The 17,051-nt window shown below is 63.7% G+C and carries 16 protein-coding genes; 9 read left to right on the top strand and 7 right to left on the bottom strand.

The window, feature by feature from the left end; translation table 11 throughout:
- The first annotated feature begins 123 nt into the window (after positions 1 to 123).
- Both cobN and cobO read left to right on the top strand, forming a co-directional pair.
- On the top strand, positions 124 to 3,810 hold the full coding sequence (cobN, locus tag G5V57_RS28140) for a cobaltochelatase subunit CobN (RefSeq protein WP_165171593.1): 3,687 nt from the start codon (positions 124 to 126) through the stop codon (positions 3,808 to 3,810).
- Positions 3,807 to 4,412, top strand: coding sequence for a cob(I)yrinic acid a,c-diamide adenosyltransferase (gene cobO / locus G5V57_RS28135; RefSeq protein WP_165171591.1), 606 nt, complete (start codon positions 3,807 to 3,809; stop codon positions 4,410 to 4,412). Before cobN ends, cobO begins: the two co-directional genes overlap by 4 nt.
- A 17-nt stretch (positions 4,413 to 4,429) precedes the next feature.
- Here the strand turns inward: cobO and G5V57_RS28130 are convergent, their stop codons facing one another.
- On the bottom strand, positions 4,430 to 4,927 hold the full coding sequence (locus tag G5V57_RS28130; RefSeq protein ID WP_165171589.1) for a hypothetical protein: 498 nt from the start codon (positions 4,925 to 4,927) through the stop codon (positions 4,430 to 4,432).
- A 435-nt stretch (positions 4,928 to 5,362) separates the two neighbouring features.
- Between G5V57_RS28130 and G5V57_RS28125 the strand changes: the two genes are divergently transcribed.
- From G5V57_RS28125 to G5V57_RS28095, 7 genes are all read left to right on the top strand, one after another.
- Positions 5,363 to 6,424 carry a sirohydrochlorin chelatase gene (locus G5V57_RS28125; protein ID WP_165171587.1) on the top strand — a complete coding sequence of 354 codons (1,062 nt, stop codon included), beginning with the start codon at positions 5,363 to 5,365 and terminating at the stop codon, positions 6,422 to 6,424.
- A complete protein-coding gene (locus G5V57_RS28120) occupies positions 6,421 to 7,050 on the top strand; it encodes a precorrin-8X methylmutase (RefSeq protein ID WP_165171585.1) in 630 nt (209 codons plus the stop codon). Before G5V57_RS28125 ends, G5V57_RS28120 begins: the two co-directional genes overlap by 4 nt.
- Positions 7,047 to 8,252: a precorrin-6y C5,15-methyltransferase (decarboxylating) subunit CbiE gene (cbiE, locus tag G5V57_RS28115; protein WP_165171583.1), complete on the top strand. Its 1,206-nt coding sequence runs from the start codon at positions 7,047 to 7,049 to the stop codon at positions 8,250 to 8,252. Before G5V57_RS28120 ends, cbiE begins: the two co-directional genes overlap by 4 nt.
- Positions 8,249 to 8,950: a precorrin-2 C(20)-methyltransferase gene (gene cobI, locus G5V57_RS28110; protein ID WP_206530112.1), complete on the top strand. Its 702-nt coding sequence runs from the start codon at positions 8,249 to 8,251 to the stop codon at positions 8,948 to 8,950. The genes cbiE and cobI overlap by 4 nt, the downstream gene beginning before the upstream one ends.
- On the top strand, positions 8,944 to 10,713 hold the full coding sequence (cobJ, locus tag G5V57_RS28105; protein ID WP_165171579.1) for a precorrin-3B C(17)-methyltransferase: 1,770 nt from the start codon (positions 8,944 to 8,946) through the stop codon (positions 10,711 to 10,713). The genes cobI and cobJ overlap by 7 nt, the downstream gene beginning before the upstream one ends.
- A 1-nt stretch (position 10,714) precedes the next feature.
- Positions 10,715 to 11,488, top strand: coding sequence for a precorrin-4 C(11)-methyltransferase (cobM, locus tag G5V57_RS28100; protein WP_165171577.1), 774 nt, complete (start codon positions 10,715 to 10,717; stop codon positions 11,486 to 11,488).
- Positions 11,489 to 11,636: 148 nt separating this feature from the next.
- Positions 11,637 to 11,891, top strand: a complete 255-nt coding sequence (locus G5V57_RS28095; RefSeq protein WP_165171575.1) for a hypothetical protein — start codon at positions 11,637 to 11,639, stop codon at positions 11,889 to 11,891.
- An 80-nt stretch (positions 11,892 to 11,971) separates the two neighbouring features.
- Here G5V57_RS28095 and G5V57_RS28090 read toward each other — a convergent pair whose 3' ends face one another.
- From G5V57_RS28090 to serS, 6 genes are all read right to left on the bottom strand, one after another.
- A complete protein-coding gene (locus G5V57_RS28090; protein WP_165171573.1) occupies positions 11,972 to 12,451 on the bottom strand; it encodes a DUF1203 domain-containing protein in 480 nt (159 codons plus the stop codon).
- A 44-nt stretch (positions 12,452 to 12,495) separates the two neighbouring features.
- On the bottom strand, positions 12,496 to 12,879 hold the full coding sequence (locus G5V57_RS28085) for a methylated-DNA--[protein]-cysteine S-methyltransferase (protein WP_371744667.1): 384 nt from the start codon (positions 12,877 to 12,879) through the stop codon (positions 12,496 to 12,498).
- A 267-nt stretch (positions 12,880 to 13,146) separates the two neighbouring features.
- Positions 13,147 to 14,160, bottom strand: a complete 1,014-nt coding sequence (locus tag G5V57_RS28080) for an alpha/beta hydrolase family protein (RefSeq protein ID WP_165171571.1) — start codon at positions 14,158 to 14,160, stop codon at positions 13,147 to 13,149.
- A 169-nt stretch (positions 14,161 to 14,329) separates the two neighbouring features.
- Positions 14,330 to 14,971 (bottom strand): protein-L-isoaspartate(D-aspartate) O-methyltransferase, encoded by a 642-nt coding sequence (locus G5V57_RS28075; protein ID WP_165171569.1) that lies wholly within the window; start codon positions 14,969 to 14,971, stop codon positions 14,330 to 14,332.
- The gene (surE, locus tag G5V57_RS28070) at positions 14,968 to 15,732 is read right to left on the bottom strand and encodes a 5'/3'-nucleotidase SurE (RefSeq protein ID WP_165174300.1); all 765 of its coding nucleotides are present in this window, start codon (positions 15,730 to 15,732) and stop codon (positions 14,968 to 14,970) included. The genes G5V57_RS28075 and surE overlap by 4 nt, the downstream gene beginning before the upstream one ends.
- A complete protein-coding gene (serS, locus tag G5V57_RS28065; protein ID WP_165171567.1) occupies positions 15,732 to 17,009 on the bottom strand; it encodes a serine--tRNA ligase in 1,278 nt (425 codons plus the stop codon). Before serS ends, surE begins: the two co-directional genes overlap by 1 nt.
- Positions 17,010 to 17,051: the final 42 nt, after the last annotated feature.

Here is a 17,051-nt window from a genome sequence, read left to right as displayed (position 1 = left end):
TGAGCCGGGGGAGCCTCGAAGCACCCCTCAGGATAGAGTGAGTTTGTTGCAACAGACCCTTCGAGGCCCGGCTTCGCCAGGCGCCTCAGGGTGAGGGTCAAACATGAGTCAGATTGAAACCTGATGCACCTTCTCGCCGCCCAGACCGGCGTCATTGACGGGGCCGCCGAGGCCGTCGACCTCGCCCAGGCGCCAGGCGACATCGTCGTTCTCTCGGCCGCCGACAGCGAGCTTGCTTCCCTGGCTCGAGCCTGGGAAGCTGTAGCTCCCGCCGACACCACGCTGCGTCTCGCCAATCTGCTGCAGCTTCAGCACAATCTGTCGGTCGACCTCTATCTCGACAAGACGTTGCGTCACGCCAGGCTCATCGTGCTCAGGCTTCTCGGCGGTGCGCAATATTGGCCCTATGGGCTCGCCGAGATCGAGGCCCTGGCGCGCGCGCATCAGATCAAGCTGGCTGTGCTGCCGGGGGATGCGCAGCCGGATGCCGCCCTCAATGGCCATTCGACCCTGAGCGCAGCCGATTGCGAGCGGCTGCGGCAGTATCTGGTCGCCGGCGGGCGGGAGAATGCGCAAGGGTTCCTGCGTCTCTGTCTCAATATGCTGGAACGCGGCGAGGCGCCTGCCCCTGCCCGCCCTCTCGACAAGGCCGGCCTATATCTGCCGACGGGTAACTGGATCGCCGACGCGCCGGTCGCCGCCATCGTCTTCTATCGCTCCGTGCTCGAAGGCGCCCAGACGGCGCCCGTCGATGCGCTGATCGCGGATCTGAAGGCGCGCGGCATCAACGCGCTCGCCCTTTATGTGACGAGCCTCAAGGATTCAGCGAGTGCCCGGTTCATCGCCGCGACACTCGCCTCCTCGCCGCCCGACATCATCCTCAATGCGACAGCATTCGCGGTCTCTTCGGGCGGCAGCGCGGTCGATACGCCCTTCACGCCCTATGACTGTCCCGTCCTGCAAGTCGTCTTCGCGGGATCGGGCGAAGAGAGCTGGCGTGACAGCGCACAGGGCCTCAGCGCCCGCGACCTCGCGATGAATGTCGTGCTGCCGGAACTCGACGGGCGAATATTCACCCGCGCCGTCTCATTCAAGGCAGATGATCATTGGGACGAGCGCAGCCAGTGCCGGATCGTCACCTATCGGCCGGTCCCTGACCGTATCGCCTTCACCGCTGAGCTCGCCATGGCCTGGATCAGGCTCAGGCGTGCCAATCCAACGGAACGCCGCGTCGCCATCATTCTTGCCAATTATCCCAACAAGGACGGCCGTATCGCCAATGGCGTCGGCTATGATACGCCGGCGAGCAGCATCGCGATCCTCCGTGCGCTGAAAGGCGATGGCTATTGCATCGATGACGTCCCCGCCGACGGCAATGGCTTGGTGGAGGCGTTGCAGAGCGGGCGCACCAACGCCCACAAGCACGGCAGCACGACAAAGCTGTCCGCCGGCGACTATGCACAACATTTCGCCGCCTTGCCGGCGCAGGTGCGGAACGCCATCTCCGAACGCTGGGGGACAGCCGACAAGGACCCCTTCTTCTCCCATGGCGCCTTCGAGCTTCCGCTTCTGGTCTATGGCCATGTCGTGGTCGCGATCCAGCCGGCGCGCGGCTACAATATCGATCCCAAGGCGACCTATCATGACCCGGCCCTGGTGCCGCCCCACGGCTATCTCGCCACTTATTTCTGGCTACGTCATCATTTCGGCGTCCAGGCGATCATCCACAATGGCAAGCACGGCAATCTCGAATGGCTGCCCGGGAAGGCGACGGCGCTGTCGGCTGCCTGCTATCCGGAGATCGCCTTCGGCGCCCTCCCGCATCTCTATCCCTTCATCGTCAATGATCCGGGTGAAGGCACACAGGCGAAGCGCCGCTCGGCCGCCGTCATCATCGACCATCTGACGCCGCCGCTCACGCGCGCCGAGACCTATGGCCCGCTCAAGGATCTGGAAGCCCTGGTCGATGAATATTATCTCGCCTCCGGCCTCGATCGCCGTCGCCTGGCGGCGCTCAAGAGCGATATCCTGGACCTGACCCGCAGCCAGCGCCTCGATGTCGATGCGGGCTTCACCGGCGATGACGAAAGCGATCTGCAGAAGCTCGACGCCTATCTCTGCGACCTGAAGGAGGCGCAGATCCGGGACGGACTCCATATACTCGGCGCCTCCCCTGAGGGCCGGCTCGAGACCGATCTCCTCGTGGCGCTGACGCGCGTGCCGCGCGGCCTCGGCGAGGAAGCCGACCAGTCGCTCATCCGCGCGCTCGCCAATGACCTCGGCTTCACGGATTTCGATCCGCTCACTTGCGACATGAGCACAGCCTGGACCGGTCCTCGTCCGGCTCTCCTTGCCGGGCTCCCGAATGAGTCCTGGCGCAGCCAGGGCGATACGGTCGAACGGCTCGAGCTTCTCGCCGCGCGTTGCGTCGAGGAAATGAAGGGCGTGGGCGCGCAGTCGGAAAAAGTCATTGCCGAGATCGAGCGCAGTCTCAAGCCGCGCCTGCGGGCGTCGGGCGAACAGGAAATCACGGCACTGCTCAATGGGCTGGCCGGCCGCTTCGTGGCGCCAGGCCCCTCGGGCGCGCCGACGCGCGGGCGGGTCGATGTCCTGCCCACGGGCCGCAATTTCTATTCGCTGGACAACCGCACTGTGCCTACGCCTACCGCCTGGACACTCGGCCAGAAATCGGCGGAAGACCTGCTGGCGCGCCATTTTCAGGATTTAGGGCGCTATCCCCAGGCGCTCGGGCTGTCGGCCTGGGGCACGTCCAATATGCGCACCGGCGGCGACGATATCGCCCAAGCCCTGGCGCTCATCGGCGTGAAGCCGGTCTGGGAGCCGTCGAGCTGGCGTGTGACCGGCTATGAGATCATCCCGCTGCCGCGGCTTGGCCGGCCGCGCATCGATGTCACTTTGCGCATCTCCGGCTTCTTCCGCGACGCCTTCCCGGCGCAGATCGAGCTTCTCGACCGGGCCATGCGGGCGGTGGGACTTCTCGAAGAGCCGGAAGACGACAATCCGATCGCCGCCCGCATGAAGAGCGAGGCGAAGACGCTGGAGGCGGCCGGCGTCGCTTCCGCCGAGGCCCAGCATGTCGCGGGCTATCGCATCTTCGGCTCCAAGCCCGGCGCCTATGGCGCGGGACTCCAGGCGCTGATCGACGAGCGCCTGTGGGCGGAGCGTGGCGATCTCGCCCGCGCTTATATCACCTGGGGCTCCTACGCCTATTGCGCACGCGACCAGGGCGCCAATGACGAGCGCGCTTTTGGCGAACGGCTCAGGCGCATAGAGGCCGTCGTCCACAATCAGGACAATCGCGAGCATGACCTGCTCGATTCCGACGACTACTATCAATTCGAAGGCGGCATGAGCGCTGCGGTCGAGGAGATGTCGGGCCGGCGTCCGCGCGTCTACCACAATGATCATTCGCGTCCCGATCGGCCGATAATCCGCACGCTCGAGGAGGAGGTCGGCCGCGTGGTGCGCTCGCGGGTCGTCAATCCGAAATGGATCGCCGGCGTCAAGCGCCACGGTTACAAAGGCGCCTTCGAGATCGCCGCGACCATCGACTACATGTTCGCCTTCGCGGCGACGACGGGTGCCGTGGCAAGCCATCATTTCGATCTCGCTTACGACGCTTTCCTAGCCGATGACGAAACACGCGACTTCATCGCCAGCAACAATCCCGCGGCGCTGAAGGAGATTTCCGAGCGGCTCGAGGAAGCGATCGCACGCGGCCTGTGGACGCCGCGTTCCAACTCGGCCTATGCCCAGCTTAAATTCTTCAAGGAAGGACATCTCCCATGAGCGAAGATGAAAATGCCCGCCATCACGACAAGATGCAGAAGAAGAAGGCGGCGCGCGACAAGATCATGTCCGGCAAGACGATCGAGAAAGGTCTGCTCATCGTCCATACCGGCAAGGGCAAAGGCAAATCGACCGCCGCCTTCGGCATGGTGTTCCGCTGCATCGGCCACGGCATGAAGGCCGGCGTCGTGCAGTTCGTGAAGGGCGCCTGGGCGACGGGCGAGCGCACGGTGCTCGAGAAATTCCCCGACCTCGTGACGATCAAGGCGATGGGCGAAGGCTTCACCTGGGAGACGCAGGACCGCGAGCGCGACATCGTGCATGCGCGCGCCGGCTGGGAGGAAGCCAAGCGCATGATTGCCGATCCCGATTACAAGCTCGTTTTGCTCGACGAACTCAATATCGTGCTGCGCTACGACTATCTGCCGACTGAGGAGATCATCGAGGTCTTGCGCAACAAGCCGGCCGACAAGCATGTCATCGTCACCGGCCGCAATGCCAAGGAGGAACTGATCGAGATCGCCGATCTCGTCACCGAGATGGAACAGGTGAAGCATCCGTTCCGCTCAGGGGTCAAGGCGCAGATGGGGATCGAGTATTAGCGTGCCACTGCCCGCGCTCAGCACTGCCAACCCTTCTCGGAGCGCAGCGACTTTGTCACATGCGTGACGATCGGATCAAAGTCGGCCTTGCGGGCGGCGGGATATTCGAGCCGGACATGATTGGCGATCTGGCCGTCGCAGGCCTGGATGACCTTCTCGAAGAGAACCTGGTCACCCCTGGTCCCTGAGAAGGCGTACCAGTCCGCTTTGCCGGCCTTGTAGGAGATGGTCCAGCCATCCTTCCTGTCGTAGTCGGCAAGCTGTTCGGCATATTGTGCGAAGCTCTCGCCCTCGAGAGAGGCGAGCGCCCCCCAGACCGCGATCGTGGCGTCGCCTTCGGGCGAAGTGAACCGGCGGCCATCGTCATTCGCCGGTGCATCGCCTTCCTTGTAGTCGGCCGGAATGTCGGCCGATGCGCCGAAACGGTCATTTACATAAGTTTGCCACTCCGCCGCCAGGGCGGGCCCCGTCAGCGCGGCGGTCATGAGCAACGCGACATGCCAAGACTTCATCATTAATCCCTTCCGGTCTGGCTCTGCTTCAGGCTGCGGATGATATCGCTCAGATCCTGCTGAGTCTGCCGCAGCGCGCCGGTTGCCGGTGATACGGAGGTTCGGACGCGGAAGCGCAGGCCGCCGGCATCATCGTGCCGCCCAAAGCCGATAAATTGCGTATTGGCAGAATCTGTCCCTCACCTGACGTAGAGTCCTCTACGGTCCTGCCCGCTGTCGCTCAATCCCCGTGAGAGGTCGCGGTGGCGATTGACCCGGGAACCAGCGCCAGCTAGGTGTGCTGATACGCAAGACGAGCAGCGTTCCATCCAAGGAACTGAAAGCAAGTCCGGTGCGGCCGACCCAAATCGGGGGCCAATGCCGGAGCTGCAGCGATCATCCGGCACAACCGTGCCTGGAACCCTGTCCTTTCTTGCGCGTCAAAGAGGCAGGAAACCCATGCAGACAAAGACCGGCGTGATGCTGTGCGGCCATGGCAGCCGCGATGAGGATGCTGTCCAGGAATTCGCCGTCCTGGCACAGCACCTGAAAAGCCGGTTCCCCGACAGGCCGGTCGAGTTCGGCTATCTCGAATTCGCCACCCCGATCATCCGCGACGGCCTCGATAAGCTCAGGGCTGAAGGCGTCGACCAGGTGCTCGCGGTGCCGGGCATGCTCTTCGCCGCCGGCCATGCCAAGAATGACATTCCCTCGGTCCTCAACACCTATGCCGCCAAGAATGGGCTCAAGATCGATTACGGCAAGGAGCTGGGCATCGACCCCAAGATGATGCGCGCCGCCGCCGACCGGATCGAGGAAGCGCTGCGCGACGCGCCCGGTGATATCGCACGGCATGAGATGCTGCTGGTGGTGGTGGGCCGCGGCGCGTCCGATCCCGACGCCAATTCCAACGTATCGAAGGTCACCCGCCTCCTGTGGGAAGGCTTCGGCTTCGGCTGGGCCGAGACCGCCTATTCGGGCGTCACCTTCCCGCTGGTCGAGCCGGCGCTCGAACATGCGGCACGGCTCAATTACCGGCGCATCATCGTGTTCCCCTATTTCCTCTTCACCGGCATCCTGGTGCAGCGCATCTATGACGCGACCGACGCGGTGGCCAGGCGTTATCCCGGCATCCAGTTCATCAAGGCGCCCTATCTCAACGACCATCCGGCGGTGATCGACACTTTCGTCGAGCGCGTCGAGCAGATCGTCTCCGGGGAGACGGCGATGAACTGCCAGATGTGCAAATTCCGCACTCAGATACTTGGCTTCGAAGCGGAAGTCGGCGCCCCGCAAGAGAGCCATCACCACCATGTCGAGGGCATCGGCACCGGCAAGGCGCATCATCATGACCATGATCACCCTCATGATCACGATCACCACCATCACCACGATCACGGTCACCACCATGACCATGACCACGATCACCATCACGGCCATGGCTACAATCACGGGCATCACCATCACCCCTATCCGCATGCCGACCACCCGCTCGGCCCCCGGAGCATGAAAAAGACGTGAGAGACTATCTGAGCGATCCGGTCGAGATTTACCGGCGATCTTTCGCGACGATCCGCGCCGAGGCCGATCTCAGTGGATTCGCCGCGCCGGCGCGGCCGATCGCCGAACGGGTGATCCATGCCTGCGGCATGACGGATATCGTTGCCGATCTGCGCATCACCGCCGCCCTGCCCGCCGCCCTGGCCGGCGCGCTCATGGCTGGAAAGCCTATCTTCACCGATAGCGAGATGGTGCGGCACGGCATCATCGCCCGCGCGCTGCCAGGCGGTGTGGAGATCATCTGCACGCTGAACGACTCCAAAGCGCGCGAGCACGGTCTCGGTCGGCAGATCACGCGATCGGCCGCCGCCGTCTCGCTCTGGCTGCCGCGCCTGGCCGGCGCCATCGTCGTCATCGGCAATGCGCCGACCGCGCTCTTCGCGCTGCTCGAAGCGCTCGATGCCGGGGCCGACAAGCCCGCCGCCATCATCGGCATGCCGGTCGGCTTCATCGGCGCCAAGGAATCCAAGGACGAGCTCGCCGAAAACCCACGCGGTGTGCCCTTCGCGACCATTCTCGGCCGGCGCGGCGGCTCGGCCATGGCTTCGTCGGTCATCAATGCCATCACGGCGGAACTTGCTCCATGACCAAATGGCTCAGTATCATCGGCATGGGCGAGGACGGAGTCGACGGCCTTTCCGCGCGCGCCCGCGGCCTGCTCGGCGCGGCCGAGGTCATTGTCGGCTCGAAGCGCCTTCTCGCCTTGACCGGCGCGAGCAAGGCCGAGCAGCAGGAATGGCCGCAGCCCTTCAGCGCCGTCATCGATCGGATCAAGCCCTTGCGCGGCCGCGCCACCGTGGTGCTGGCCACCGGCGATCCCCTCAATTACGGCGTGGCGCGCAAGCTCATGGAGATCGTGCCCTTCGCGGAGATGGAGATCGTGCCGCATCTCTCCTCCTTCAGCCTTGCCGCCGCGCGCATGGGCTGGTCGCTCGGCGATTGCGACACGATCACCTTGCATGGCCGTCCCGCCGCCAATCTCGAAGCCTTCATCCAACCGGATGTGAGGCTCCTGGCGCTGACCGCCGATGCTGCGACGATCCCCGAAGTGGCGCGCCGCCTCGTCGCGCGCGGCTACGGCGCCAGTGAAATCACCGTTCTCGAGAATATGGGTGGCTCGCGCGAAAGCCGTGCCTCATTCCGCGCTGACGAGCCCCCCGGACGCGTCTTCTCCGATCTGAACACGCTGGCTATCCAGTGCCGCGCCGAACCGGGCGCCGCACTCCTGTCGCGGGTGCCGGGCCTTCCCGACGAGATCTTTGTCCATGACGGCCAACTCACCAAGCGCGAAGTGCGCGCCGCGACGCTCGCCGCACTCGCCCCCTATCCCGACGCGCTTCTATGGGACGTCGGCGCCGGCTGCGGGTCGATCGGCATCGAATGGATGCGGGCGGCGCGCGGCGCCCGTGCCATCGCCTTCGAAAGCCATGCCGAGCGGCTCAAGATGATCGGCGAGAATGCCGACCGTCTCGGCACGCCCCGCCTCACCGTCATCGCCGGCGACGCGCCGGCGAGCCTTACCGGCCAGCCCACGCCCGATGCCGTCTTCATCGGCGGCGGCATGGGCGTTCCCGGCGTCTTCGAAGAGAGCTGGGCGGCGCTCAGATCGCAAGGACGCATGGTGGCGAATGTAGTGACGCTCGAGGGCGAATTGCATCTCGTCGATCTGCAGGAGAAATATGGCGGCGATCTCGCGCGCATCGAGGTATCGCATTTCGCGCGCATCGGTTCGCTGCGCGCCTTGAAGCCCAGGATGCCGGTGCTGCAATGGCGGGCGGTCAAGCCATGAGCGGCACATTCTATGGTCTGGGCGTCGGCCCTGGCGATCCCGAACTCATCACGCTCAAGGCCTGGCGCATCATTTCGCAGGTGCCGGTCATCGCCTACCCCGCCGCCAATGGCAAAGACAGCCTCGCCCGCAAGATCGCCACCCCCTTCATTCCCGAGGACGTGATCGAGCTCGCGATCACCGTGCCGATGCGGCGCGAAAGGGAGCCGGCTAAGGAGGCCTATGACGAGGCGGCTGACGCGATCGCACGCCATCTCGACGACGGGCGCGATGTCGCCTTTCTGTGCGAAGGCGACCCTCTGTTCTATGGCAGCTTCGCCTATCTGCTCGATCGCCTGGCGGAGAAGCATGCGACTGTGATCGTCCCCGGCATCACGTCCATCACCGCCTGCGCCGCCCGGATCGGCCGGCCGCTCGCGGCCCGCAACGATATACTCAAAGTGCTTCCCGGCACGCTCGATGCCGAACGCCTCACGGCCGAGATCGTGAATGCGGACGCCGTCGCCATCATGAAGGTCGGCCAGCATTTCGAGAAGATCCGGGACGTGCTGAGGAAGCTGGGCCTCGCCGAGCGCGCAACGATCATCGAGAAGGCGACGCGCGACGATGAGAAGATCACGCGGCTGTCGGATGTTCCTGATGGCGAGCGGCCGTATTTCTCTACCATTCTCATCTATCAGGGAGGCGAGGCATGGTGACGGTGCCAGCCATCTTCATTCTCGGCGCCTCCGCTTTGCCGCTGGCGCGACAGATCAAGGAAGCTCTGGGCGGCGAGATTCACTGTCCAAGCTGCGTAAGCGGGCCGGATCGTTCCTATGAGAAGGCAACGAGCGCGCTGCAATCGCTGTTCCGCGACGGGCGGACGATCGTAGCACTTTGTGCCTCAGGCATCGTGGTGCGGGCGCTGGCACCTGTGCTCGAAGACAAGCGGCGGGAGCCGCCAGTTCTGGTGCTGGCCGAGGACGGTTCTTCCGTCGTGCCCCTGCTGGGCGGCCATCACGGCGCCAATGAACTCGCCCGGCGCATCGCCATTTTCACCCGCGGCCATGCGGCCATCACCACGGCGAGCGATCTGCGCTTCGGCGCGGCCTTGGACGATCCGCCCGAAGGCTGGGTGCTTGCCAATCCGCAAGACATGAAGGATTTCGCCGCGCGTCTGCTGGCCGATGAGAAGGTCGCGATCGCGGGCGAGTTGCCGTGGCTCGACCTGCCAATGTCGCCCGAGGCTGCGCTCACCGTCACCGCCACGCATCGCTCTGTCAGCGGATCACCGGCGCATCTCGTCTATCACCCCAAGGTTCTCGCTTTGGGTGTGGGCGGCGAACGTGGTGTCGCCGCCGCGGAGCTCATCGGCCTCGTCGAGGAGACGCTCGCTCAGCATGGCCTGGCAAAGTCTTCGCTCGCCTTGATTACCTCGATCGATCTCAAGGAAGACGAAGCGGCGATCGCGGCCTTGTGCGGCCATCTCGGGCTTCCGCTGCGCGTCTTCACAGCAGGCGAACTCAATGCGCAGGCCTCGCGCCTCAAGACGCCTTCGCCCGTGGTGATGAGCGAGGTGGGCTGTCCCGGTGTCGCCGAGGGCGCCGCACTGGCGGCCACTGGTCCGCGATCCGAGCTGATCGTCGCCAAGACCAAGTCCAAGCGCGCCACCTGCGCCATCGCCATGAGCCCCAAGCCATTGACCGATCTCGCCGGCCGGCGGCGCGGCACAGTCTCGCTCATCGGCCTCGGCCCGGGCGATAAGGCCATGCGCAGCCCGGAAGCCAGCGAAGCCCTCAGGCGAGCCACCGACTGGGTCGGCTACGGCCTCTATCTCGATCTGGCGCAGGATGTGAGGACGGGCCAGCCTGAGCATCGCTTCCCACTCGGAGCCGAGGAGGACCGGGTGCGCTATGCCATTGCCCTCGCCAGGGAGGGCCGCCAGGTAGCGCTCGTCTGCTCGGGCGATCCCGGCATCTATGCCATGGCGGCGCTTGTCTATGAGCTGCTCGATCTCGAGCCGGCGCGGATTGCCGTGGAGGTGCTGCCTGGCATATCCGCCTTCCAGGCCGCCGCGGCGCGCGCTGGCGCCATGATCGGCCATGACTTCTGCTGCGTCTCGCTTTCGGATCTTCTCACTCCCTGGGAGGTCATCGAAAAACGGGTGGAGGCGGCGGCCCGCGGCGACTTCGTCACCGCCTTCTACAATCCGCGCTCGCTCAAGCGCCGCGACCAGCTTGACCGTGCTATCGCCATCCTGAAACCGGAGCGCCGTCCGGAAACGCCGGTCATTATCGCCAGCAATCTCGGCCGGCCGGAAGAGACGGTGCGCATCGTGGCGCTCAAGGACTTCGACACAAAGGTGGTGGACATGCTGACGCTGGTGATGGTCGGCTCGTCACAATCCAGATCATTCCGCCGCGGCGACGGACAAACCTACGCCTATACGCCACGCGGCTACGCCAAGAAGAGGCAGCATTAGCATGACGGTTCATTTCATCGGCGCTGGACCCGGCGCTCCCGATCTCATCACTTTGCGCGGCCTAAAGCTCATCCAGAGTTGTCCGGTCTGCCTCTATGCGGGCTCGCTGGTGCCAGAAGAGATCGTCAAAGCCGCGCCGCAAGGCGCGCGCGTGATCGACACGGCGCCGCTGCATCTCGACGAGATCATCGCCGAGATCGAGGCGGCGCACGCGCAAGGCCAGAACGTGGCCCGTGTCCATTCGGGCGATCCTTCCATCTACGGCGCCATCGCCGAGCAGATGCGGCGTCTCGACCGGCTCGGCATCCCCTATGACGTGACACCCGGCGTGCCCGCCTTTGCGGCGACGGCGGCGGCGCTCAAGACCGAATTCACTTTGCCCGAGATCGCACAGACCATCATCCTGACCCGCACCGCGATGCAGGCCTCGCCGATGCCCGAGATGGAGACGCTGGAAGAGCTCGGCCGTGCCAAGGCTACACTCGTCATCCATCTTTCGGTGCGCAATCTCGGCTATGTCGAGCGGGCGCTGACACCGCATTACGGCGCCGACTGCCCGGTGGTGATCGGCTATCGGGTGAGCTGGCCGGACGAGCGGATCATTCACGGGACGCTGGCGACCATCGCGAAGAAGGCGCGCGCCGCCAAATTGACCCGCACGGCCCTGGTGATCGTCGGACCGGTTCTCGGTAATCACGAGTTCCGCGATTCGGCCCTTTATGATGCTCGCCACGAGCATGTCCTGCGAAACCGAAAAACCGCCAAGGCATTATAAATTATAGGGAATTCTCGCGGAACGGGATGGATATTACGCGTGTTGTGATTTTCCGCACAGCGCCGCACCGCCAGTATCACTACGCTCTCTTCCATCAGCTTCGATGCCGGCCACGCAAGAGCCGGAATGCAGCACGAGGAGAGCCGCCATGACCCCTATCGATTCCGCCCGTTCAGGCCCGTCGCCCTTCAGCAAGTTTGCCCGCTGGGTCAATGACAGACGGGAAGCTCGCCGAGCCCGTCAAAACGAAGAGCTGGCTGTCGACCTGCTGAGAACGATGGGGCCGCAGCTCATCAATGACATTGGTGTAGATATCACGAGGCTCGGCCCGTCCGAGCCCCCGGAGCGCAGGATGCAGGACATCGTCACGCCGCTGCATATCCGCCATCACGATCCGATGTGACCGCAATCTCCGTGACCTCCGGCTGAGCCGGTGGCACCTGCCCCATTCCGGACCCGACGCCCGGAATGGGGCTTTTTTATTCACGACGCGCGTTCGATGCGCAGCTGATAGCAGTTGTTCAGCGCCGATCGGACATGGACATAGGCGATATCCGGACGCGCCAGGATCTTCGCTGCCGTCTCGGCCATATCACTGGGCTCGACGATGGTGCCGGTGCCATAGGCGATGCGATCATTGGCATAGTAGCCCTTAATCAGATAACGCCGGCCATTCTTGAAGAACATGTCCGGCGCTTTCTCCGTCACCGCGTAGCGCTCGCAAGGCTCGGCATGGAGGAATATCGGCCCCGATTCGGCATAGGGCTGCAAGGCGGAGAATGGCCGGTAATTGAGAATGAGATAGGCCTCGCCCTTGCCGACATCGCGCTGGCAATGACGACAGGGCACGCCGTCGCCGTCTGAAATATGGCGTTCGGGCTTCTGGCCGTTGGCGTCGGGCGCGCCGTTCTGCAGCGCGCGGACTTCGTCAGTGCCCAGAGCGATGAAGTTGATGGCAGACATCGGGACCTCCTTGAAAGAGGATCCGATACTCGTCTTGCCAACGTCTAATTGCCACCCGAAAACAGATCGGCTTGCCGGGCTGCACAGGACTCCCGAAGCACCACACCCTCATGCGCCAGCAGCCACTTCTTGCGCGGCACGCCGCCGCCATAGCCGGTCAGCGAGCCATCCGCGCCGATCACGCGGTGGCACGGCACGACCACTGAGATCGGATTGCGGCCATTGGCGAGGCCGACGGCGCGCGTCGCCTTCTTGTCGCCGAGCCTGACCGCCAGCTCGCCATAGGAGATCGTGGTACCCACCGGGATGCGCCGAAGCTCGGCCCAGACGCGCTCCTGGAACGGCGTGCCGCCGCCTTCGGTGGCGAGCTCGTCGACGGCGCCGATATCCCCCGCATAATAGGCGCGCAGGGATCCGAGAAGCCGCAAGGATTCGGCGTCTCCCTGAACTCGAATTCGCTGAAGCGGTGGCGGAGGTCCTTCAGGTACCACTCGGGCTGATCGTCGAATTCGAGTCCGATGATGCGGTTCTCCCGGACCATCAGCAGCATGGGTCCGATGGGCGTCTCGATATGGTCAGTGAGGATAACGGTGCTCATCGCTGAAACCTAGCCCCTCCTGCCCGTCATACCACCCGAAAACCACGCAAGGTCTGGCGCATGATCTTTTCGGAAAACCGGCCTCCACTTTTCCGGATCATGCGCTGGTAAGCGCCTTCGCCAGAATCGGCAGGCTCATATCCATCCGGTAGTCGACGGCGGTATGATCGTCGGCAAACTCCTCATAGACATGCGGCACCTGCATCTCGGTCAGACGCCTGTGCATGCGCCGCGAGCCATAGAGGAGATTGAACTGGTCGATATCGCCGCAATCGATATAAAACGCCTTGAGCTTCTTCAGCCCTTCGCCATGCGTCTCGACCAGGGTCAACGGGTCCCATTTGACGTAGTTGGCCCAACGCTCCGGGATGAGTTCGCAGGTGTCCATCGTCACCGGAAGGCGCACACCCATATAGGCGCCGGGATCGGGATCGTAGGTCGCGGCCATCGCGAGGTCCATCAGGATATGGACATCGGCATCCTTGACCTTCGGCGCCGCGAAGAATTTCTCCAGCCACTTCTGGATCGAGTTTTCCGTGCTCGCCAGAGCGCGCAGGATCTTCGGATAGTCGGGAATGAAGAGGAGCTCGAATCCGACATCGCCTGAATGCGAGGCGGCGGCGCTCCAGAAATCGGGATGCAGCATGGCCTGCACCATGCTGCCATAGCCACCCGAGCTCTTGCCGAAACATCCCCGCTTTCCCGTTCCACCGCAGCCGAATTTCATTTCCACATGGGGCACAGCCTCCTGTAGGAGGAAATCGTCCCAGCGTCCCATCACCACCGAATTGATATACTGATTGCCGCCGAGCTTGGTGAAACAGTCAGGCAGCGCCACGACGCAGGGCGGCATGGCGCCCTCTGCGATCAGACGATCGAGCCGTTCGGGCAGGTTCTCGCCGAAGTTCTTCCAATTGGTATGGGCCGGGCCACCCGCCGTGAAGCCAACTAGGTCGACGAGCAGCGGCAGCCCCTCACCCGTCGTTCCAGCCGGCACATAGACATCGATGATCCGCTCGGTCGGATCGCCCAGAAGGTTGTCCTTCAGAACGCTGCTGTCGATCGTCAGCCGGTGGACGATGCCGCGTGGAAATCCCTGATCCTTGCGCATTCATGCCCCTTCATAATGTTGCGCCATCCTGCTGATGTCCCATTCAATACCAGAATGCGAACTCGTGCTAGTGTGCCGGGCGTTCCCATGGAATCACCCCGGCGCTCTATCTCTTTGATTTGCGCATCGGATTCTCCGAAAACCGCTTCGCACTTTTCGGTCCGATCCTCTAGCTTTCCCGCGCAACACCTTCGACCAGCGGCACGAAACGCACCGGGAGCAAAGTCTCATAGGCGTAGCCCTTCTCGCTTCGCGTGATGCGGACAAGATCCTGATTCATCGACGTGTCTTCGAGGGGGATGATCATGATTCCGCCCACCGCAAGCTGGTCGGCCAGCGCCTCCGGCACTTCCTTGGCCGCCGCCGTAACGATGATGCGGTCGAAGGGGGACTGGTTCGGCCACCCCTTGTAGCCGTCGCCCACCATCTGCGTGATATTGCCAAGGCCCAGCTGCTTGAAACGCTCGCCGGCTTCCAATGCCAATGTCCGATAGCGCTCCATTGTATAGACCCGCCGGCAAAGGGGAGACAGGATCGCCGCCTGATATCCCGAGCCGGTGCCGATCTCCAGCACCTTGCAGCGCTTATTGAGCTTCAGCCGATCGGTCATGAAAGCAACGACAAAAGGCTGACTGATCGTCTGGCCGCAGGCGATGGGCAGCGCCTGGTCAGAATAGGCCATGGGCTGGAAAACCGGCCCCAAGAACATTTCGCGCGGGGTGCGCTCTATCGCTTCCAGAATCGCCCGATCACGGATGCCCTGATTGCGCAGGGCCATGATCAGCTCGATCTTGCGATAGTCCTCGTTCACATTTTCTCCAGCGCCTTTCGCAAAGGCTCGAAGGCGTCAAGCTGTGTGAGATTCATATGCAGCGGCGTCACCGAGATGCGCTTCTCGAAGACGGCCCTGAGATCGGTCCCGGCCGGCGGATTGCCGCGCTCGCGCTGGAAGCCCAGCCAGTAATAGGGCTTTCCGCGCGTATCCCTGCGTTCATCGATATGCAGCAAATTCTGGTCGCGCTTGCCTTGCCGCGTCACCTCGACGCCCGCCACTTCGTCCGGCCGGCAATCGGGAAAATTGATATTGAGCAGCACACCGGGGCCCAAAGGCAGGTCGACGAGCTGTTTCAGCACCGCGGCGCCGTGCTTTTCGGCAACCTCATAAGTGAGGGCGTCGCGGTTGTGAATGCCGATGACCTGCGACAGCGCAAAGGATTTGATGCCGAGGGTCGTGCCCTCCATCGCCGCGGCGATAGTGCCCGAATAGGTCACGTCATCAGCGATGTTCTGGCCGCGATTGACGCCCGAGAGCACCAGATCGGGCGCTTCCGGCATCACCTTGCGGGCTGCCATCAGCACGCAGTCGGTCGGGGTGCCGAGCACCGCGAAGCGCCGCTCGCCGATCTTGCGCAGGCGCAGGGGATCGGACAGTGACAGCGAATGCGATGCTCCCGATTGTTCGGATTCCGGCGCCACGATCCAGATGTCATCGGAAATCGCGCGCGCGATCCTTTCGAGCGACTCGAGGCCCTCGGCATGGATGCCGTCGTCATTGGTCAGCAGAATGCGCATCATCGGGCCTTGATCGTCGTTTCGTTATTCATATAGGGGCGCAGCACGTCGGGGATCGTCACGCTGCCATCGGCATTCTGGTAGTTCTCCAGCACCGCGATGAGGGCGCGCCCGACCGCCACGCCCGAACCATTGAGCGTATGGACGAAACGGGGCCCCTTGCCTTCCTTTGGTCTGAAGCGGGCGTCCATGCGGCGCGCTTGGAAGTCTCCGCAAACAGAGCAGGACGAGATTTCACGATAGGCGTTCTGGCCCGGTAGCCACACTTCGATGTCGTAGGTCTTGCGGGCCGAGAAGCCCATGTCGCCGGTCGACAGCGTGAGGGTGCGGAACGGCAGATCGAGGCGCTTCAGCACCTCCTCGGCGCATTTCGTCATGCGCTCATGCTCATCGCCAGATTGTTCCGGCGTGGTGATCGAGACGAGCTCGACCTTGGCGAACTGGTGCTGGCGGATCATGCCGCGCGTGTCGCGGCCGGCCGCACCCGCTTCGGCGCGGAAGCACGGCGTCCAGGCCGTGACGCGCAGCGGCAGAGCTTCCTCTTCGAGTACCGATTCGCGCACAAGATTGGTGAGCGAGACCTCGGCTGTCGGGATAAGCCACCGACCGTCTGTGGTGTGGAACTGGTCATCGACGAATTTCGGCAGCTGTGCGGTGCCGAACATGCTCTCGTCGCGCACGATCAGTGGCGGCGCCACTTCGGTATAGCCATGCTCGCTTGTGTGCAGATCGACCATGAAGCTGCCAAGCGCCCGCTCGAGCCGCGCCAACGCACCCTTCAACACCACGAAACGGGCGCCGGAAATCTTCGCCGCCGTCTCGAAATCCATGAGACCCAAGGCCTCGCCGAGCTCGAAATGCTGCTTGGCGCTGTTGAGCCCGCTGGGCGTGCCGCTCCTGCGGATCTCGACATTGGCCGTCTCGTCGGGTCCGACCGGCACGTCATCTCCCGGGATATTGGGAATGGCGGCGAGCGTCTCATGCAAGGAGGCTTCGGCGGCTTTCAGAGCCTCCTCCTCCCCAGGCATGCTCTCCTTGATGCGGGCGACCTCGGCCTTGAGCTCCTCGGCCCTGGCCTTCTCGCCCTTGCCCATGGCCTGGCCGATCTCCTTGGACGCCGCATTGCGGCGTTCCTGAAGGGCCTGCAGCTTGGCGATCAAAGCGCGGCGCGTATCATCTTGGGCGATGAGGCTTGCCGACTGGACCGGCAGGCCACGCTTGGCGAGCCCCTTGTCGAAGGCCTGCGGGTTGTCACGGATGAGTTTAATGTCGTGCATGGCGATTCCTATGGTCGCCGGATGCTATAAAGCGCCCGGCGC

It is taken from the genome of Nordella sp. HKS 07 (assembly GCF_011046735.1).
In the GTDB taxonomy this organism is placed as follows: Bacteria; Pseudomonadota; Alphaproteobacteria; order Rhizobiales; family Aestuariivirgaceae; genus Taklimakanibacter.
The sequence above is the reverse complement of the archived record's forward strand: the minus strand, read 5'-3'. Positions and strand labels throughout refer to the sequence as shown.